Source organism: Spongiactinospora rosea (assembly GCF_003315795.1).
GTDB lineage: Bacteria > Actinomycetota > Actinomycetes > Streptosporangiales > Streptosporangiaceae > Spongiactinospora > Spongiactinospora rosea.
In genome coordinates, this window is the sequence record NZ_QMEY01000023.1 from 41011 (window position 1) to 60057 (window position 19047).

Consider the following 19047-nt stretch of genomic DNA (forward strand, 5'->3'; position numbering starts at 1 on the left):
GGTAATAGACGATGGACCAGTCGAGTATTACACGCCTACCGGAGGCCGTTGGTCATCGAGCGCCGTCGGTGTCCACGTGGGTCGGGTTGAGCACCCGCCGCAGGAACGTACGTGTGCGCTCGTGCCGCGGCGCGCCGATGACCTGTCCGGGCGGGCCCTCCTCCACGATCGTCCCGCCGTCCATGAACACCACCCGGTCGGCGACCTCACGGGCGAAGGCCATCTCGTGGGTCACCACCAGCATGGTCATGCCCTCCTCCGCCAGCTGGCGCATCACCGTCAGCACGTCGCCGACCAGCTCCGGGTCCAGCGCGGAGGTCGGCTCGTCGAACAGCATCAGCGCGGGATTCATCGCCAGCGCCCGCGCGATGGCCACCCGCTGCTGCTGCCCGCCGGAGAGCTGCGCCGGGTAGGCGTCGGCCTTGTCGGCCAGCCCGACCCGCGCGAGTTCGGTCCGGGCCACGGACTCGGCCTCGGCACGGCCGCGGCGCAGCACCCGTTCCTGGGCGATCGTCACGTTGCGCAGCGCCGTCAGGTGCGGGAACAGGTTGAACTGCTGGAACACCATCCCGACCCGGCGGCGGGCCGCGTCGATGTCGACGTCGGGGTCGGTCAGCTCCACGCCGTCCACGAGGACCTTCCCGGACGTCGGCCGCTCCAGCAGGTTCACGCACCGCAGCAGCGTGGACTTGCCCGACCCGGACGGGCCGATCACGCACACCACCTGCCCGGACTCCACGGTGAAGTCGATCCCTCGCAGTACTTCGAGCTTGCCGAAGCACTTGTGCAGGTCGCGGATCTCCACGTCGCTCATCGGCCGTCCCGCCTCGCTTCCAGCCGCCGCGCGAGGTACCCGAGCGGGATGGTGATGATCAGGTACGTGATCCCCGAGACCAGGATCGGCGTCGGGCTGGCGAACGTCGAGGACTGGTCATTGCCGAACTTCGCCAGCTCCACCTGCCCCGCCGTGACGCCCAGGAAGAGCACCAGCGAGGAGTCCTTGAACAGCAGGACCAGCTCGTTGGTGAGCGGCGGGATGACGATCCTGATCGCCTGCGGGATGACGATGCTGGACATCGCCCGCATGTACGGCATGCCGAGCGAGCGCGCCGCCTCCATCTGCCCCTTCGGCACCGCCTGGATCCCGGCGCGGAAGGTCTCGGCCATGTACGACGCCGAGACCAGGCCCAGGCCGAGCGCGGCCATGCCGTACACGCCGCCGGGCAGCCAGAAGCTCGGGAAGGCCAGTGGCAACGCGCTGATCATCAGAAAGATGACCAGCGCGGGCAGTCCGCGGAAGACCTCGATGTAGACCGCCGAGATCCACCGGTAGGGGGCGACCGGCGACAGGCGCATCAGCGCGAGCAGCAGGCCGAGCGCGAACCCCAGCGCGAACCCGGTGAACGTGTAGATCACCGTGTTCTTCAGCGCGACCGTGAACAGCTCCGGCAGGCCCTCAGCGGCCACCTCGGTGTTCAGGAACGCCTGCCGGATGGCCGGCCAGTCGGCGAGCAGGGCCAGCGCGATGAGCGCCGCGACCAGGATCGCGTACTGGGCGCCGCGGCTGATCCGCTGCCGCTCGCGGGGGCTGAGCCGGGTCCGTGCCGCCTTCTCCGCCCCTGGGGTCGTCATGTGCCGGCCGGAGACGGCGTGGGCACGGCGGTACCGATCCACTTCTGGTAGATCTTGTCGTACGTGCCGTCGGTCCTCGCCTGCTGGATGACCTCGTCCACGACCTTCTTCAGGGCGGTGTTGCCCTTCTTCATCCCGATGCCGTACTGCTCACCGGTGTTCAGGTTGGCGACCAGCTCGAACTTCGCCGCGACCTCCGGCTTCTTCAGCCAGGTCGCCACCACCGCGTGATCCTGGATGATCACGTCGGCCTGGCCGGTCTGCAGGCCCAGCAGTTCCTTGGGGGAGTCGGCGAACTCGATCGGGTCGAACTCCTGCTGCCTGGCGTACTCCAGGCCCGTGGTGGACGCCTGCGCGCCCAGCGTCAGGCCCTTGGTCTTGACGTCGGCGAGCGATGTCACCCCGCTGCCCTTCTTGGCCATCAGCGCCTGGGTGGCGTCGAAGTAGGGCGCAGAGAAGGTCAGGTTCTTCTCCCGGTCGGGGGTGATCGTCATGCCGGCCGCGGCCAGGTCGCACCGGTTGGAGTTGAGCGCCGAGCCGCTCTTGATGGCGGCGAAGTCGATGTCGATGATCTCCTGGGTCACCCCGAGCCGCTTGGCCGCCAGGTCGACGATGTCCACGTCGAAGCCGACCACCTTTTGGCCCTGCTTGAACTGGAATGGTTCGTAAGGCACGTTCGTACAGGTGGTGAGCTTGCCCTGGGACACGAGCCGGACCCCCTCCGGCCCGCTGGCGCCGCCGCCTCCGTCCGACGAGCCGCACGCTGCCAGCAGCAACGCGGACGCGAGCGCCGCGGCACCGGCGGCCGTGGTACGGCGGCGCGTGGCCGCCCAGGGGCGCGAGGGCCGATAGGCCATGAGCGGCCTCCTCCGTGGTTGACCGGTTTTAGGTAATAAGGGCAGGTCAAAGCTCTTTCGGGAAATTCCTACTGTTCGGTTGGTTTGTTGTCAACTGTCCCAGGTCAACGCAACAGTCAAGCCTTACCTCCCGGTTCGGACTCATGCCCCCTGCGACGGTCCGGCTCACAACGTGTGGCACAATCGAGCGACGGGTGACCCCCGTGCCCCCTCCACGAGACCACCGCGACCGAGCGGCCCTTTCCCCGGCGCCCACCAAGCCAGGGGATCCTCGCTCCGCGGTGCCCATCGAAGACCTGTCCGTCTGACTCCAGGGGTCGCAGTGGCCGTCACGCCATCCTCCGTTTCCATGACCACCTCACCCGCACCGTCAACGCCGAGCCTCGACGCGCTCGACGCCGACCCGGCCTTCGCGCTGCACCGCGGCGGCAAGCTGGAGGTCCGCTCCTCCGTGCCGGTCCGCGACGCCGACGACCTCTCGCTCGCGTACACGCCGGGCGTCGCCAGGGTCTGCTCCGCGATCGCCGACACCCCCGCGCTGGCCGCCGACTACACCTGGGTCTCCCGGGTGGTCGCCGTCGTGTCCGACGGCACCGCGGTGCTCGGGCTGGGCGACATCGGCCCGGCCGCCGCCATGCCGGTGATGGAGGGCAAGGCGCTGCTGTTCAAGGAGTTCGCCGGGGTCGACGCGGTGCCGATCTGCCTCGACTGCACGGGCGTGGAGGAGCTGGTCGAGACCGTCGCACGGCTCGCGCCGTCCTTCGGCGGGATCAACCTTGAGGACATCAGCGCCCCCCGCTGCTTCGAGGTCGAGGACCGGCTGCGCGAGCGGCTGGACATCCCGGTCTTCCACGACGACCAGCACGGCACCGCCATCGTCGTGCTCGCCGCCCTCCAGAACGCCGCCCGCCTCACCGGGCGCTCGCTCGGCGACCTGCGCGCGGTCGTGGCCGGGGCCGGCGCGTCCGGGGTCGCGGTCACCCGCATCCTGCTCAACGCGGGCATCGGCGACATCGCGGTCGCCGACTCCAAGGGCCTGATCCACGAGGGCCGCGCCGGGCTCAACTCGGTCAAGACCGCGCTGGCCGCCGACACCAACCGCGCGGGCCTGCGCGGCACGACCGAAGACGCCCTGGCCGGGGCCGACGTCTTCATCGGCCTGTCCGGCTCGACGGTCGCCGAGCAGTCCATCGCGACCATGGCGGCCGACTCCATCGTCTTCGCGCTCTCCAACCCGACGCCCGAGGTCCACCCGGACGCCGCCCGCCGGCACGCCCGCGTCGTCGCCACCGGCCGCTCCGACTTCCCCAACCAGATCAACAACGTGCTGGCCTTCCCCGGCGTCTTCCGCGGCGCGCTCGACGTCCGGGCCGGCACCATCACCGAGAACATGAAGGTGGCCGCGGCCGACGCCCTGGCCGCCGTCGTCGGCGACGCCCTGTCCGCCGACTACGTCATCCCCAGCCCCTTCGACAAGCGCGTCGCCCCGGCCGTCACCGCCGCCGTGGCAACCCAGGCCCGCCACGACGGCGTCGCCCGAGCCTGACCCGCCCCCCAACCCGGTAGAAGCCGTACCCCGGCGAGCCGGCCTGTCCGTCTTCTTCGCGTAGTCCTCTTGGGCATCCGCGTACACGAGACCGAACGGCGAGCGGCCCAGGCAGGCCGTATCGCCGCGTGCCGCGAAGCACCACCGGTACTTCGCGGCACAGGCGTCAACACTCCACCACTTCGGCACCTGGGCGGCCACCCCTCCGAACGGCCCGGCACGGCCCGGGGGCGATCCGGTAGCCGGCGTACTCCAGCGGGCCAGGCAGTCCGTATCGCACATGGCGCAGCACATGCCACGGATGTATCGGGGCGAAGCGTCGACACTCCACCGCCCCGGCACCCGGGCGGCCACCCTTTCGAGCGGTCCGGCGCGGCCCGGTAGAAGACGTACTGCGGTGAGCCGGCCTGTTCGTCTCTTTCGTGTGGTCGTCGTGGTCTCCGCGTGCGTGAGGCCGGGCGGCGACCGAACGCGGCTCGGGGTGAGCCGGTTGCAGACGTACTCCGGTGGGCCGGGCAGGCGCAGTGCCGCCAGTGTTTCGCGGCGAAGCGTCGGTGATCCGCCGCCCCCGCACCGAGGCGGCGATTCCTCCGAGCGGTCCGGCGTGGCGGCGGCGAGCACGCAGGGCCTTCGCCGCCGAGGTTCCGCGGCTTGTGCGAGGCCGAGCGGGTCGGCGAAGCACGCCGCCCGCACCGGCATGGCATACCGCATGCCGGAGGCGTGGCCGTCCACCCTGCACCGCTCAGCCCGGGCCCACGGTCTCGCCGGTCGTGCGCCTGGGGTCTGGGGCGGCGGAGGCCGGTGGTCGGATGGGGCGGATTCGCATGATCCTGGCCGATCCCCCACGATGTGGCTCCACCTCGGACGATCAACGATCGTTTACTTGTTTCACCTTGATTTCAGGGAACGCGGCCAACTTGATGACTCTCCGTGCTATATTCAAAGCAATCCGTTACTTTGACGGCCTCGGAGTATGACGAGGCGGATCGTCAGTCGGCGTTGACCTCACCTGCCCATGGTGTAAGCGGCTTGCCCGTGGGCAGTACAGGCCAACGGCCATGGCCGGAAGGAGACCCATGGAGCGTGAGCCCAACCGCGTTCTACAGCGGCTCATCGCCGAGTCCGGGTTCTCCCATAAGGGCCTGGCCCGCCACCTCAACGACCTGGGTACGGCCCGCGGTCTCGCCGGGCTGAAGTACGACCATAGTTCAGTGCTGCGATGGCTCGGGGGGCAGCGCCCGCGTGACCCGGTTCCCGGTCTGCTGGCGGAGATCTTCGCCGCGCGGCTCGGCCGTGCAATGACCTCGGAGGATCTCGGCATGCCCGCTGTGTGCACCTCCCTTGACCTTGGGCAGGAGTTTTCCCTTAGTTGGCGGGAGGGTGTGGCGACCGTGACGGCACTCTGGCGGGCGGATGTGGAGAGGCGGAGGTTCCTCGTCGAGTCGACCTTCGCCGTCGGGGCCGGTTCGGCGGGCGCGCTGCGCTGGCTGACCGTCCCGGCGGAGGGCCGCCCGACGGGCATGGGCGGCCGGGCCGTGGGCGCGGCCGACATCGCCTCGGTCCGCGAGGTGACCCGGGCGTTCGGCGAGCTGGACAACCGGTTCGGCGGCGGCCGGGTGCGCGCCGCCGTGGTCAAGTACCTCGACAGCGCGGTGACGCCGCTGCTCAAGGAGGGCTCATACGGCGAGGCCACCGGCCGGGAGCTGGCCTCCGCCGTCGCCGAGCTGACCCGCCTGGCCGGCTGGATGGCCTACGACCTCGAACAGCACGGCCTGGCCCAGCGCTACCTCATCCAGGCGCTGCGGCTGGCCCGCGACGCCGAGGACCACGGCCTCGGCGGCGAGATCCTCGCCGGGCTCGGCCACCAGGCCGTCTACATCGGCCGCCCCGGCCACGCGCTCGACCTCGCCAGGGCCGCCCAGCTCGCCGCCCGCCGCGCCGGCCTCGGCACGCTGCTCGCCGAGGCCCATGTGCTGGAGGCCCACGCGCACGCCCTGCTCGGCGACCGCGCCGCCTGCGGCGGCAGTCTCAACAACGCCGAGCAGGCGTTCGGCCGCCGTTCCCCGGGCGCCGAGCCCGAATGGCTGGCCTACTTCGACGAGGCCTACCTCGCGGCCAAGTTCGCGCACTGCTTCCGCGAGCTGGGCGACGGCCCGCAGACGGTCCGCCACGCCCGCCGTTCACTGGAGATGGACGACCGCTACGTCAGGGGCAAGATGTTCAACCTCTCGCTGCTGTCGGCCGGCCTGGTCGACTGCGGCGACGTCGAGCAGGCGTGCGCCGTCGCGCAGAACGCCCTCGACCTGGCCGACGGCCTCACCTCCACGCGCACCCGCACCTACATGTCCGACGTCCGCAGACGCCTGACCCCCTACGCCGACACCCCGGCCGTCAAGTCATTCACCGCCCGCACCAACGAGCTGGCCGCGGTCTAGTCGCCCCCGCCGTCATGGGTGCAGATGGTCGCCGCTCATCACGTCCTGGCTGTGCGCGACCAGCGCCGGATAGTCGGCGGCGATACCGCCCAGCAGCGCCTCCACCGCGTGCTGCACGTCGTCCGCGGTGATCGGCGCGTGCCCGAACAGTACCCGGTAGTGCACGAGTGATCCGAGCATGTCCAGGGCCAGGTCCCGGTCGATGTCGCCGCGCAGGTCGCCGCGGGCCTGCGCGTTGTCGAGCATCCGCGCCACCGCCGCGCGCGGTGGGTCGAACAGGGTCCGCATGAAGGCGTCCCGCAGCTCCGGTACCGCCGAGCAGTCCGCGAACAGCGGCGCGAGCACCCCCGGCGGAATGCGGCGGAAGGCCGCCACGAAGACGTTGATCCCCTCGTTGAGGTCGCACAGCGTGCAGCCGGTGTCGGGGGCCTCCGCCCCGCCGAGCCGGGAGGCGAGCGCGTCGAGCACCAGGTGCTGGCGGGTGCGCCAGCGGCGGTAGATCGCCGGTTTGGTGGTGTCGGCCCGCCTGGCGACCTCTTCGAGGGTCAGCCGGCCGTACCCGATGTCGTCCAGCACGGCGAGGGTGGCCCGCAGCACGGAGGCGTCGATGTGCGGGTCGCGGGGCCGCCCGGCGCGCGCCGACGCAGGATCTGACTTCACGTCGCACCATCCTATGTATATATTACGTTCCGACTCGTAACGTTATGGAAGGCATGTGGCTTCGATGACCACGACAGAACGTGACGGCGGCACGCTCCCCGGCGACCCGTCGCCGCGGGCGGGACGGCGGGAGTGGATCGCGCTCGCCGGGCTGGCCCTGCCCACCTTGCTCATCTCGATGGACCTGTCCGTCCTGATCCTCGCCACCCCGGCACTGAGCGCGGACCTCCAGCCGTCCGCCGCCCAGCTCCTGTGGATCACCGACATATACGGCTTCCTGATCGCCGGGTCCCTGATCACCATGGGCACCCTCGGCGACCGGATCGGCCGCCGCAGGTTGCTGATGATCGGCGCGGCGGCGTTCGGCCTGGCCAGCATGGTCGCCGCGTTCGCACCCACGCCGGACCTGCTGATCCTGGCCCGTGCCGTCCAGGGCGTGGCCGGAGCGACGTTGATGCCCTCGACGTTGTCCCTGTTGCGCCACCTGTTCCGAGACGAGAACCAGCGCACGGTCGCGATCAGCGTGTGGGCGACGACCTTCCAGGTCGGCGTGGTCCTCGGCCCGCTGCTGGGCGGCGTGCTGCTGGAACACTTCTGGTGGGGCGCGGTCTTCCTGCCCAACCTGCCGGTGATGGCCGTCCTGCTGCTGGCCGCGCCCAAGCTGCTCCCCGAGACGCGCGATCCGGCCCCTGGGAAGTTCGACCTGGTCAGCGCCGCCCTGTCGATCGTCGCCATGCTGGCCGCGATCTACGGGATCAAGCGGATCGCCGAGTCCGGCGCGGACGTCCCCGCCCTACTGGCCCTGGCCGCCGGCATCGCCGTCGGCGTGGTGTTCGTCCGGCGACAGCACGCCCTGCCCGCCCCCCTCCTTGACCTGCGGCTCTTCCGCTCGGCCGCCTTCACCACGTCGGTCACCGTGAACATCATGATCGGCACGCTGATGGCGGGCACCTTCTTCCTGCTGGCCCAGTACCTGCAACTGGTGCTCGGCATCGGGCCGTTCGAGGCGGGCCTGTGGATGCTTCCCCAGTCGGCGGTCATCATCGTCGCCTCGATGCTGGCCGCCGTCGCGGTCCGCAGGATCCGGCCCGCCTACATCGTGAGCGGCGGCCTCGCGGTGACCGCCGCGGGCCTGTTCGTCCTCGCCCAGATGGACGCCACCTCAGGGATCCTCTTCGTGATGGCCGCCTGGGTGATCGTCGGCCTCGGCGTCGCGCCCAGCTCCACGCTGAGCGTCGACCTCATCGTCGGCTCCGCGCCGACCGAACGCGCCGGCGCCGCCTCGGCCATCTCCGAGACCGGCGGCGAACTGGGCAACGCCCTCGGCATCGCCTTGATCGGCAGCCTCGGCGTCGCGGTGTACCGCGGTGCCATGTCCGACGTCGCCGTTCCCAGCGAGGCGGCCCGCGAATCTTTGAGCGGAGCCATGGCCGCCGCCACCGAACTCCCCGCCCGCCTCGGCGCCGACCTCGTCGCCCAGGCCCAGGCCGCCTTCGCCTCCGGCCTGCAACTGGCCGCCACGGCCGGAGCCCTCGCCGCCCTCATCGGCGCGGTCGCCGCCGCCGTCCTGCTCCGCCACGTCCGCCGCTGACCTGTACGGAAAGAGGCCCGGCGCTCGAACGCGCCGGGCCCCTTCACGTGCCGTACGACCTACTTGAGCAGTTCGCCCTTGGGCCCGACGACCTTGAGCGGCAGCGCGCCCTGCGCCTGGTTGTAGATCGCGCCGGTCTCGCCGTTGAAGTACGGCGTGCTGACGTGGTCCACCCGCTGGTTGGCGTCCTGGTCGTGGAAGAGGCTGATCACACCGTTGATGTAGCCGGTGCGCGTCTTGTTGTCGTACTTCATGATCAGCGGCCCACCGTCCGCGCCACCGGTCATGCTGCACTTCAGCGCGATGTGCTCACCCACCTTGAAGGCGTTGGCCACGATCGGCTTCTTCCCGGTACGCCCGGCGCACCACTTCGGCGTGAGCCCGGTGAACGCCTTGTTCCCATCCGGATGCCGGTCACCCGGGTACCCGAACGCGTACACCGGCTGCCCGGGAAGCTGGTTCCACGCGAGCCCCTGCCCGCCCACCACATCCGTCAGCCGCCCCAGATCCTTGGCGAGCACGACGTAGAAGGTGTCCCTGTAGTACTTCTTGGCGGTCCCGGGCTTGAGCCACCGCTGCACGTAGTAGTGCGTGACGAAGTGGTTGCCGTACTTGTCCACGGACTTGGTGCCCGGGCCCTTGTACGCGTCGTACTCGGGCTTGGTCACCGGCTCGACCACGGGCTCGCCGAACTTGCGGCCCTGGCCCTTGCCGACGCCCGCCTTGTCGTACTCCTGCTTGCCGACCTCACGCCGGTCCAGGATCGCGCCCGGGTAGTCCGGCCCGACCAGGTCATCGTCGGTCTCGGTGCCCGAGGTCCAGCAGTGCCCCAGGTTGAGGATGCACTTCTGGTAGGTCTCCTTGTCGATCTCGACCGGCTTGACGAACTTGTCGCCCTTCCACGCCTGGTACTCCTCGAAGGTGACCTCCTTGGAGGAGCCGAGCCCGATTCCGTTGGTGACGGACACGAACGCGTAGTCGCCGTCGAAGTCCTCGAAGTTGACCAGGTCGTAGTGGGTGTACGCGGTCACGCCGACGTAGATGCCCCAGGTGGCCTTGCCCTCGTAGTAGCCGGGCACGAAGACCCACTTGTCCATGACGTCCTTGTTGCCGTCGATGTCATAGACGCAGTGCGCCGCGGTGGCCACCAGGTTGCGGTGGCGCGACTGCACGGAGGAGGCGGAGCACCAGCGGTACTCGCCCTTGGTGTTCACGAAGAAGACCTTGCCGAGCGTCCGCGGCAGGTTGATGTTCTTGATCTTCGCGGAGGTGCCCTTCTTCGACCCGGTCGGCGCCACGAGCCCGGCCTTACCGTCGTCGGGCAGGCCGTTCTGTCCGTGGGTGACCAGGTTGGGCACGTCCTTGGCGTCCCAGTCGTACTCCTTGGCCTTCTTCAGGGCCGCGCCGTTGGCGTCCAGCCAGAACTTCGCGATGGCGTACGCCTCCGGCGCGCTGGTCACCAGCTTCTCCGAGGCGGCCGTCGGGGCCGTCCGCGCGGGGGCGGGCGTCGCCATCGCGGCCGTGATCAGGCCGCTGGTCACGAGAGCGCCGGCCAGGGGGAGGGCGAGGCGCTTGGCGGGGGTGTTCAAGGAAGACTCCTTGCGCTGTAGCGGGCGGTATGGCGCCCCAAAGCGTCAGAAAAGGGGATGACAGGACCCTACCGAGCTGAAGCATCCGATCTTGGGTGCTTCAGGGAGATGCCGATCACTTGATACTTGATCGTGACCGCGAGTCAGTAGACCCCTTGCGACGTGCGGAAAGCCTCTCGCCGTAGTGCCGTGCGCGAGTAAAGGAGGGGAAAACGGCACGAGGCCCGGCTGGAAGCCGGGCCTCGTGGTGAAGCGCGATGAGTTCGGGAGGGTTAGTCCCGCGCTCTGGTGAGCCTCAGACTACTTGAGGGCCTCACCGTTCGGGCCAACGATCTTGCCCGACCACTGGTTGGCGGCGTAGGCGTAGATCTGCTGGGTCTCACCGTCGAAGTACGGCGAGGTCAGGGTGTCGTAGCGGCCGTTCTTGTCCTGGTCGGACACGAGGGACGCGACACCGTTGACGTAACCGATGCGCTTGGTGTTGCTGTACTTCAGCAGCCAAGGACCACCGGAGACGCCCGGGGTCATGGCGCACTTGATCCAGATGTGCTCCTCAGCCTTGAACGCCGGGGCCTGGTAGACCTTGCCGCTCGGCTTCTTGCTGTAGCACCACTTCATGGTGACACCGGTGTACGGCTTGTCGCCGTCCGGGTGCGCGCCCGCGGGGTAGCCGAACACGAAGACCGGCTGACCCGGCTTCTGGTTCCACGCGAAGCCCTGGCCACCAACGTTGTCGCCGAGACGGCCACGGTTGACGACGCCGCCCACGAGGTACACACGCTGGTAGTACTTCTTGACGGTGGCCGGCTTCACCCACTTCTGCACGTAGTAGTGGGTGATGATGTAGTTGCCGTTCGCGTCCTTCGACTTCTCGCCCGGGCCCTTGTACTTCAGCCACTCGGACTGCGTGACCTGCTCGACCTCAGGCTCGCCGAGCTTGTTCTTGTTGCCCTTGCCGGTCGGGCGGCTGTCGTAGTACTTCTTGGTGACTTCCACCTTCTGCAGGACAGCACCCGGGTAGTCGGGGCCGACCACGTCGTCCGGCTTGTCGTCACCCTCGGTGAAGCAGTCACCAAGGTTGAGGTTGCACTTCTCGTACTCCTCCTTGGTGATCTCCTTCTTGTCGGTCCACTTGTCCCCGACCCACTTGTCGTAGTCGGTCTTGGAGACTTCCTTGGCGCCGCCGAGGGAGATGCCGTCGTAGACGGTCACGAACGCGTAGTCGCGGTCGAAGTCCTCGAAGTTGGCGAAGTCGTAGTGGGTGTGAGCGGTCTTACCCACGTACACGCCCCAGGTGGCCTTGCCCTGGTGGTAGCCGGGGACGAAGACCCACTTGTCGAGGACGTCGCCGTTGGTCGCGGTGTCGTAGACACAGTGAGCAGCGGTCGCGACCAGGTTGCGGTACTTGGCGTCGATCGAGGTCGCCGAGCACCAGGCCAGGCCGCCGCCGGCCGTCTGGAAGAACACCTTGCCGACGGTCTTCGGCAGGTTGATGTTCTTGACGATCTGCGGGGTGACCTTCTTGTAGCCGGTGGGCGGCACGAGGCCGGCCTTGCCGTCGTCACCAGCGGAGCCACCGATGGTCAGCTTCGGAGCCGCGTTGGAGTCCCACTTGTACTGCTGGGCAGCCTTCAGCGTCGCGCCATTGGCGTCGAGCCAGAACTTGGCCACCGAGTACGCCTGGGTGGCGCTGGCCAGGTTGTCGCTGGCCTTCTTCGGCGCGGCGTTGGCAGTGGAGGCGCTGGCCAGACCGGCGGCCAGCAGACCAGTGGCGAGGATGGCGCCACCGGCCGGGAGGAGGATGCGCTTCAAGGTGACTCCTTGCGCTGTCGTGGAACGCTTCTTGCGTCCCATGCGTCAGTAAAGGGATAGCCAGGAACATACAGTGCTGATCTTGAACGCGGGTAGCCGTTTGGGGGGAAAGATCGGCACATGGCGGGGCGTGACCTTTTCGTGATGTTTATGCGTGCGAAGCGTGCAGGGCGGCACTTCCGCAGGCCGGAGTCGTTTCCGCAGATCACCATAAGGTTGGTGTTAGTGTGACCAAAGTGGATCGCGTGCCCCGATACGGTGCGTAACCGGACTACTGTGACGCAGATCACATATCAAAAATGGCACCGATTCGGCGCGGCTTACGTCTAACGCCCCCAAACGGGCGAGGCCCCGGCGAATCGCCGGGGCCTCGCGTCATGTCTGAGTCGGACAAATATCCCTAAAACGCCTACTGTGCGTCACCCTGCCTTCAGGCTGGACGCGTAGCCGTAGACGACTCGCACGTGCGGGCCGAAGTACGACGAGGAGATGTGATCGTTCTTCCCGTCCACCTTGCGGTTCCAGCTGAGGCTGTTGATCCCCACGAGCAGCCCCGTGCCCTTGGTCGCGCTGTAGGAAGCCAGCCAGGGCCCGCCGCTCGCGCCCGCGGTGAAGTCACAGTCCTTGATGGCGATGCCGTGCTCCAGCTGATACGTAGGCGACTTCACGGCGGAGGTCAGCCCGGAGCAGGTCTTGAGCGTGTGCCCGTTGTAGGGCTTGCTGCCGTCCGGCTGGGGCCCTCCGGGGTAGCCGAAGGCCGTGGCGTTGACCGCCACCGGCCTGCTGGTCGTGATGCCCTGCCCGCCCACGTTGTCCTGCAACAGCCCCTTGTCGACGCGGCGGAAGGCGGGCTGCCCCTTCGTGTCCTTTGTCTGCTGCCAGGTGAAGCCGCGATGGACCGTCACGAACGCGTAGTCGTAGTCGTAGTCGCCCTGGCTGTACCGCATGTCCAGGGCGACCGTGTGGCCGACGTAGATGCCGGCCTCCTGCGCGCCCTGCCGGTAGGCGGGCACGAAGATCCAGTTTTCCATCGGCTCGTTGGTGCGCAGATCGAACGCGCAGTGCGCGGCCGTGGCCACCAGGCTGCGGTTCTTGGCCCGTACGGCCGACGCCGAGCACCAGTAGTCCTTGCCGCCGGAACGGAAGTAGACCTTGCCGACCGTCGCAGGCCGGACGCTCGTCAGGCCGCTCTTGGCCGGGGCGGCCGGGGGCACCGTCCAGGGCAGCGTGCGGGTCGTACCGCTCGAACCGCCCACGCGGGCGGGCCCGGCGTTCGACGCGATGGTGGGAAGGCCGCTCATGGCCTTGGCGGCGGCCTCGCCCGCCGACGCTGAACTCGGGGAACTCGGGGAGGAGACCTTGGGATCGGCGGTCCTGGGCGTCGAGTCATCGGCGCGCTTGAGCCGGTCGGGCTTCCAGTACTCCTCGACCTTCTCCGCCGCGCTCGCCGTCGCCGCCATCTTCCCGGAGAGCACGCTCTCGGGAATCGAGCCGTACGACGTGACCGTGGCGTGCGCGATCCCCTGACTGGTGGGCACGACCAATGCGCCCGCGGCCGCGAGGCCGCCGAGCGCGGCCATGAGCCGCCGGGCGTGGGGGGACATCTGAGCCGGGCCTTTCTGCTGTCGTGGGGGGCGACGAGAGCTTTATCGAATAATTGTTCCAGATCATCGGGGTGCTGGGCGGTTCGTCCCGGCGACCTGATAGAAGGTGCTGTGCGTCAAGTGTGCCAACGGGCGGGTAAGAGCCGCGTCAACGGGTCGTGCATGAGCCCGGGTGTACGCACCGGACGGGGGTTCCAGTACGAGGATGCAGGATCAGGGGCCGAATAGGCAACGAAGGGGCCCGGTGTGAACCGAGCCCCTTCGCCGTCACCTGAGTGATCCTCAGCTTCCGAGCTTGCCGGTCCAGAGGTTCGCGGCGTACCTGTAGACGCTGTTGGTGTCACCGTCGAAGTACGGCGAGGAGATGCGGTCGTACCGCCGGTTGCCGTCGGTGTCGAGGGTGAGGCTCACGACACCGTTGACGTAACCGACCCGCTTGCTGCTCTTGTACTGCAAGACCAGCGGCCCGCCGCTGCTGCCGGGAGTGAAGGCGCACTTGATCGCGACCTGCTCCTCGACCTTGTACTTCGACACCCGCGGGGCCGGGTAGGTCTTGTTGTAGCACCACTTCATGGTCTCGCCGGAGTAGACCTTGTCACCGTCGGCGTGCGCCGCCGTCGGGTAACCGAAGGCGAAGACCTTCTTGTAGAGCTTCTGGTTCCAGGCGAAGCCCTGGCCACCGACGTTGTCACCGAGGCGGCCGGCGTCCTCGATGATGTTGATCCAGAAGGTCTCACGGTAGAACTTCTTGGCCGTGCCCGGCTTGTACCACCGCTGCACGTAGAAGTGGGTGATCGTGTAGTTGCCGGACTTGTCGATCTTCTTGGTGCCCGGGCCCTTGTACGCGTCGTACTCGGACTTGGTCACGCTCTCGACGAAGGGCTCGCCGTACTTGTTGCCGTTGCCCTTGCCGACCTTGGCCTTCTTGTAGGTCTCCTCGTTGACCTCTTCCTTCTTCAGGACGGCGCCCGGGTAGTCGGGGCCGACCACGTCATCGGGCGTGTCCTTGCCCTCCGCGAAGCAGGAGCCGAGGTTGAGCACGCACTTGCGGTACTCCTCGCGAGTGATCTCCTCGCGCTTGGTCTCCTTGCTGCCCTTCCACTTGTCGTACTCGTTCTTGCTGACCTGCTTCTGGCGGACCTGCTTGATGCCGTTGTAGACGTTGACGAAGGCGTAGTCCTTGTCGTAGTCCTCGTAGACATCGAAGTCGTAGTGCGTGTGCACCTTCGCGCCGACGTAGACACCGAACGGGGCCTTGCCCTGGTGGTAGGCCGGGATGAACACGAAGTTCGAGACCGGCTTGTTCTTGTCGGTGTCGTAGACACAGTGGCCCGCGGTCGCGACCAGGTTGCGGTACTTCGACTGGATCGAGCTACCGGAGCACCAGTACGGCTTGCCGTCCACCTCGAAGAACACCTTGCCGACCGTGGTCGGCAGGTTGAGGTTCTTGGACTTGCCGACGGACCGGCTGCTACGGCTGGTCGGCGCGATGAGGCCGGCCTTGCCGTCGGGGGACGCCTTCCGCGCGCCGGTCGTGGAGAGCTTCTTGGAGTGCTGGGTCGAGTCCTCCAGGTAGCTCTTCGCCGCCTTCAGCTTGCTGGGCGTCCAGGTGCCGGCGATGGCCTTGGCGTCGGCGAAGGACGAAGAAAGACTGCGGCTCTTTCTGTCGGGAGCGGCCTCTGCCGTGCTTGACAGCGACGCGCCGACCACCGAGGTGACGATGACCGCGCCACCGAGCGGGAGAACCAGGCGCTTGGCTCGGGTGTTCATCTAGCTCCTTCTCAGTTCGTCGTACGGCGGCGCCTGAGGGTGTCTGTGGCGCGCCGTACGTCGTTGGTCATGGCCTTGACAAGGCAAGCCCATGGCCGCGTAAAGAGACAGGAGAAGACCGTAGTCCCCTGATCTTGCCCGAACGACCCTAAATCGGTACAAAGGAGGGGACCGTTACTGTTTCGTTACCGAAGTCGTGGAACCGGATGGGCGGCCAGTGCGTCGGATTTAGCCAATTCCTGGGGTGTCGGTCACGCCGTGACCAGGGCGGATAGGGGAGTCTGAGCGCGCACTCGACGTGAGCCGACAACGGGGGATCGATGCGAAGCCTTATCCGCCTGGCCGCCATGGGCCCGGCCGTACTCCTCGGGGCGGCGCTCGCCGCCGCGCCCGCGACAACCGCCAACGCCGCCACGCCGGCGGACGGCGACCCGTCCGCCCGCTACATTCTGGCCGATGACCTGGACGGACCCTGGCCGGAGCCGCCGATCTACAGCACCGGAGGCAGGTCGCTGGTCCTCACCATCAACGACGGTTACTCCAGCTCTCCCTACGGACGCCAGGTCTACCTGGTCTGCTCGCCGGTCCAGAGCAGCACCCACCCGTACGCCTGGAGCGCCTGCAACCAGCTCTCCCGAGCCCGCGGTGACGTCGAGGAGGTCCGCGCGTTCACACCGTGGTTCGGATGCAGCCGCCTCTACCGCCCGGTGACGGTCACGGCCAACGGATGGTGGGACGGCGACTACATCCGCTACCAGAGGACCTTCGACAACACCTGCTCGCTCCGCGAGCGCACCGGATCCGTCTTCCGGTTCTGACCTGACCGAAACTGGGAGGGGCTTGGGCGAACATCGCTCAGGCCCCTTGATCGTTTGGCAGGCTGGTGGGGTGAGCCGGCCGAGCCTGGCGCGCAGGGTCGCGGACGCGGCCGAAGGCGCGCTCAACCGTCAGAAGTACGTGTCCCTGATCGACGTCCTGGGCGGACTGCGCTGGTTGCGCTCCCGAGACATCGACGTGTGGAGGCAGGGGCGAGCGCCATCGCTGGAAGAGCTGACCCCGGTCGACGGCGCCCGGCTGCGCTCCGCCCTGGATCTGCTGCACCGCTGGGCAGAACAGAAAGGGCTCGCGTCCGTCGAGACCTCCTACATCGCGGCCAGCCGTGACCGCCGAGAGCTTCGTTTCCTGTCCTCCGGCGAGGCGGAGGTAGAACGCGCCTGCCGTACCCACTGGGCGTCCCCTGACCTCAGCGACCGGCGACGTAACAGTATGACCAAAATTCCCGACCTGGTGGTCGTCGAACCCCTTGAGCCATGGGCCTGCGCCCAGTGCGGCGACACCGGCCCCTTCCTGATCATGGAGGACTCCGCGCCGCACTGCCTGACCTGCGCGGACATGGACCACCTGGTCTTCCTGCCCTCCGGCAACGCCGCACTGAGCCGCCGGGCCAAGAAAGAGAGCGGCCTCGCGGCCGTCGTGGTCCAGTACAACCGCCGTCGCAAGCTCTACCAGCGGCGGGGCGTCCTGGTCGAGGAGGCCGCCCTGGCCCGCGCCGAAGACCAATGCCTGGCCGATGAGGAGGTACGGCAACGCCGCCGCGAACGCGACCGCATCCGGCGATCGGAAGAAGACGTCGAGTTCGTGGGCCGCATGTCCGCCGAAATCCAGCGTCTCTTCCCGGGTTGCCCGCCTGCACGCGCTTCGGAGATCGCCACGCACGCCGCTCTACGAGGAAGCGGCCGCGTCGGCCGCACGGCGGCGGCCCGCGCTCTCGGCGCAGAAGCGATCACGCTGGCGGTCATCGCGTCCATCCGGCACCTGGACACCGACTATGACAAGTTGCTGATGTCGGGGACCCCACGGATGACGGCCCGCGAGATCATCCGCCCGGTCCTCGACCGGAAACTCGCCGATTTCAGAGGAGAAACCTCGTGACGGGGACCGTGCAATGTGTCGTTCTCGACTGCGCCGACGTACGCGAGCTGGCCGAGTTCTACCGCCACCTACTCGGCGGCGAGATCAACAAGCCCGACCCCCGCTGGTCCCTTGACGACGACTGGGCCACCCTCCACCTCCCCAGCGGCCTGGTCCTGTGCTTCCAACGCATCCCCGACCACCGCCCCCCCATCTGGGGCGACCCCACCCGCCCCCAGCAGTTCCACCTCGACATCGGCGTCCCCGACCTGGACCAGGCCGCCCGCGCGGCCGAGTCCGCCGGCGCGACCCTCCTGGACGACACCCACCCCTGGCGCATCTACGCTGACCCCGCCGGCCACCCCTTCTGCCTGCTGCACGAAAAGTAGGGCCTATGGCATCGGTCATACGCTGAGTTCGATCGTCCTTCGCGCTGTCACTAAGACGTATACCCTCTGCCCTTCATGTCCTTTGCTAAGATGGCCTCCCCTGCCTCGGCAGAGCCGATGCCGTACCAGGTGCCCTCCTCCTGGGTAAGGGGCTTCCATCGGTGTGCCTTCATCGTGTCGACCACTTCTTTCAGGTCCACGTCGGCGGCCAGCCTCATGTGCAGCGTGGATAGTTCGGGCGGGTCGGATGAGTACGAACCGGACGGCTCGCACCCGGCGCCCTCGTGTCGCTCTGTGGCCACCCATTCCTTTGGCAATGAGCCGCTCATTGCGCCTGCGATCACGGCGAGCTGCTTTTTCTCAGTGAAGTCGCAGAAGGCGTATATTACCCCTGCCGTGAAATACAGGAGGGCCAGTACGAGAGCCCCGATGACGGCTGCGAGAAGCGATGCCAGCCTCAGGCCGTCCCTATGCGCCTGGCGCGACTCTTTGCTCCGCTGAAGCGCGCTATGCTGGTCCGACCTAATCTTATTCGGCTCATCGGCGCGCTGCCGGCCTCAGAGGTCGCCTACCCCATTTTCGGGCGCTCTTATAAGGTGGTGGCTTGATGGATACGCACTGGGATATTCTTTAGCTAGACTGCGGCCCTACTCTAAGGCGGATCTGTGCACCGTCTGGAAGCTCTTTAACCTGGTGGTAGATGTCAGCTCTGAAGCGCATCAGCTCCAGTGACTCCTTTGGGCGCATTGCCTGGGCATTAAAGGCCCCGCCCAGAAAGAATGGGATGGCTGGAGCAAGCCTATGACCCTCTGGAATGGCGCCGTTTTCTAGCTGCCATTCGTGCATGATGGGAAACCCGGTTTGCGTCTCATAGTCATCCAGAATAAGGGTAGCCCAGTCCTCGATGCTAGATGCGAGGGTATCGCGCTCGGCTGTTTCGGGGTCAAATGAAGCAACTTTACCCTCTTCGATCGCGAACCGAAACCCGAAGGCATCTTCTGCAAAAAATGTTAGGCGTGCAGCAACATCTCCATATTCGTGCAGCCAGGCATCTTGATCACTACGGGCTCCCATACTGCCTCGAGCCCCTTCCCAAGGGAATATGTGCAAGGCGGACTCGAAGGCATAGAAGCCATTCTTTAGCGCGACGAGTGGCCTGAGAATCTCGGGAACCCTGTCCTTCCTGTGAAGGCTAGCGCCAAGTGGTGGCGAGCCTAGTGCTGCAAGGCGGTCGAGTGAGCTCTTCATTGT

15 protein-coding genes are annotated in these 19047 nt (G+C 67.6%); 6 read left to right on the top strand and 9 right to left on the bottom strand.

The window, feature by feature from the left end; all coding sequences use genetic code 11:
- Positions 1 to 52: 52 nt before the first annotated feature.
- From DP939_RS35430 to DP939_RS35440, 3 genes are read right to left on the bottom strand one after another with little or no spacing between them, the layout of a single operon-like run.
- Positions 53 to 814, bottom strand: a complete 762-nt coding sequence (locus DP939_RS35430; RefSeq protein WP_113985207.1) for an amino acid ABC transporter ATP-binding protein — start codon at positions 812 to 814, stop codon at positions 53 to 55.
- On the bottom strand, positions 811 to 1632 hold the full coding sequence (locus DP939_RS35435) for an amino acid ABC transporter permease (protein ID WP_113985282.1): 822 nt from the start codon (positions 1630 to 1632) through the stop codon (positions 811 to 813). Before DP939_RS35435 ends, DP939_RS35430 begins: the two co-directional genes overlap by 4 nt.
- Positions 1629 to 2489 (bottom strand): ABC transporter substrate-binding protein, encoded by an 861-nt coding sequence (locus DP939_RS35440; RefSeq protein ID WP_113985208.1) that lies wholly within the window; start codon positions 2487 to 2489, stop codon positions 1629 to 1631. The genes DP939_RS35435 and DP939_RS35440 overlap by 4 nt, the downstream gene beginning before the upstream one ends.
- A gap of 349 nt (positions 2490 to 2838) precedes the next feature.
- On the opposite strand from DP939_RS35440, the gene DP939_RS35445 reads away from it, so the two are divergent.
- Entirely contained in the window at positions 2839 to 4035 is a 1197-nt protein-coding gene (locus DP939_RS35445; protein WP_113985283.1) for an NAD(P)-dependent malic enzyme, read from the top strand.
- Positions 4036 to 5111: 1076 nt separating this feature from the next.
- On the top strand, positions 5112 to 6470 hold the full coding sequence (locus DP939_RS35450; protein WP_113985209.1) for a hypothetical protein: 1359 nt from the start codon (positions 5112 to 5114) through the stop codon (positions 6468 to 6470).
- 12 nt (positions 6471 to 6482) lie between these two features.
- On the opposite strand, the gene DP939_RS35455 is transcribed toward DP939_RS35450, so the two are convergent.
- A complete protein-coding gene (locus tag DP939_RS35455) occupies positions 6483 to 7130 on the bottom strand; it encodes a TetR/AcrR family transcriptional regulator (RefSeq protein ID WP_113985210.1) in 648 nt (215 codons plus the stop codon).
- Between the two features lie 64 nt (positions 7131 to 7194).
- Here DP939_RS35455 and DP939_RS35460 point away from each other — a divergent pair, with 64 nt between their 5' ends.
- Positions 7195 to 8721: an MFS transporter gene (locus DP939_RS35460; protein ID WP_113985211.1), complete on the top strand. Its 1527-nt coding sequence runs from the start codon at positions 7195 to 7197 to the stop codon at positions 8719 to 8721.
- A 59-nt stretch (positions 8722 to 8780) separates the two neighbouring features.
- Here DP939_RS35460 and DP939_RS35465 read toward each other — a convergent pair whose 3' ends face one another.
- The 4 genes from DP939_RS35465 to DP939_RS35480 form a co-directional block, all read right to left on the bottom strand.
- Positions 8781 to 10310, bottom strand: coding sequence for a trypsin-like serine peptidase (locus tag DP939_RS35465; RefSeq protein WP_113985212.1), 1530 nt, complete (start codon positions 10308 to 10310; stop codon positions 8781 to 8783).
- A 300-nt stretch (positions 10311 to 10610) separates the two neighbouring features.
- Entirely contained in the window at positions 10611 to 12122 is a 1512-nt protein-coding gene (locus DP939_RS35470; RefSeq protein WP_113985213.1) for a trypsin-like serine peptidase, read from the bottom strand.
- A 419-nt stretch (positions 12123 to 12541) separates the two neighbouring features.
- On the bottom strand, positions 12542 to 13726 hold the full coding sequence (locus tag DP939_RS35475; RefSeq protein WP_113985214.1) for a trypsin-like serine peptidase: 1185 nt from the start codon (positions 13724 to 13726) through the stop codon (positions 12542 to 12544).
- A gap of 282 nt (positions 13727 to 14008) precedes the next feature.
- A complete protein-coding gene (locus DP939_RS35480; protein WP_113985215.1) occupies positions 14009 to 15496 on the bottom strand; it encodes a trypsin-like serine peptidase in 1488 nt (495 codons plus the stop codon).
- 320 nt (positions 15497 to 15816) lie between these two features.
- Here DP939_RS35480 and DP939_RS35485 point away from each other — a divergent pair, with 320 nt between their 5' ends.
- The 3 genes from DP939_RS35485 to DP939_RS35495 all read left to right on the top strand — a co-directional run bounded on the left by DP939_RS35485 (position 15817) and on the right by DP939_RS35495 (position 17796).
- Positions 15817 to 16314: an SSI family serine proteinase inhibitor gene (locus DP939_RS35485; RefSeq protein ID WP_113985216.1), complete on the top strand. Its 498-nt coding sequence runs from the start codon at positions 15817 to 15819 to the stop codon at positions 16312 to 16314.
- 70 nt (positions 16315 to 16384) lie between these two features.
- Positions 16385 to 17428 (top strand): DUF2293 domain-containing protein, encoded by a 1044-nt coding sequence (locus DP939_RS35490; RefSeq protein WP_113985217.1) that lies wholly within the window; start codon positions 16385 to 16387, stop codon positions 17426 to 17428.
- Positions 17425 to 17796, top strand: coding sequence for a VOC family protein (locus DP939_RS35495; RefSeq protein WP_113985218.1), 372 nt, complete (start codon positions 17425 to 17427; stop codon positions 17794 to 17796). Before DP939_RS35490 ends, DP939_RS35495 begins: the two co-directional genes overlap by 4 nt.
- Before the next feature lie 630 nt (positions 17797 to 18426).
- On the opposite strand, the gene DP939_RS45635 is transcribed toward DP939_RS35495, so the two are convergent.
- A complete protein-coding gene (locus DP939_RS45635; protein ID WP_147268254.1) occupies positions 18427 to 19044 on the bottom strand; it encodes an SMI1/KNR4 family protein in 618 nt (205 codons plus the stop codon).
- Positions 19045 to 19047 lie beyond the last annotated feature (3 nt).

Coding starts and splice junctions, on each gene's coding strand:
- DP939_RS35445 (WP_113985283.1), top strand. CDS start 2,839: ATGACCACCTCACCCGCACCGTCAACGCCGAGCCTCGACGCGCTCGAC.
- DP939_RS35460 (WP_113985211.1), top strand. CDS start 7,195: ATGACCACGACAGAACGTGACGGCGGCACGCTCCCCGGCGACCCGTCG.
- DP939_RS35475 (WP_113985214.1), bottom strand. CDS start 13,726: ATGTCCCCCCACGCCCGGCGGCTCATGGCCGCGCTCGGCGGCCTCGCG.
- DP939_RS35440 (WP_113985208.1), bottom strand. CDS start 2,489: ATGGCCTATCGGCCCTCGCGCCCCTGGGCGGCCACGCGCCGCCGTACC.
- DP939_RS35430 (WP_113985207.1), bottom strand. CDS start 814: ATGAGCGACGTGGAGATCCGCGACCTGCACAAGTGCTTCGGCAAGCTC.
- DP939_RS35480 (WP_113985215.1), bottom strand. CDS start 15,496: ATGAACACCCGAGCCAAGCGCCTGGTTCTCCCGCTCGGTGGCGCGGTC.
- DP939_RS35450 (WP_113985209.1), top strand. CDS start 5,112: ATGGAGCGTGAGCCCAACCGCGTTCTACAGCGGCTCATCGCCGAGTCC.
- DP939_RS35485 (WP_113985216.1), top strand. CDS start 15,817: ATGCGAAGCCTTATCCGCCTGGCCGCCATGGGCCCGGCCGTACTCCTC.
- DP939_RS45635 (WP_147268254.1), bottom strand. CDS start 19,044: ATGAAGAGCTCACTCGACCGCCTTGCAGCACTAGGCTCGCCACCACTT.
- DP939_RS35435 (WP_113985282.1), bottom strand. CDS start 1,632: ATGACGACCCCAGGGGCGGAGAAGGCGGCACGGACCCGGCTCAGCCCC.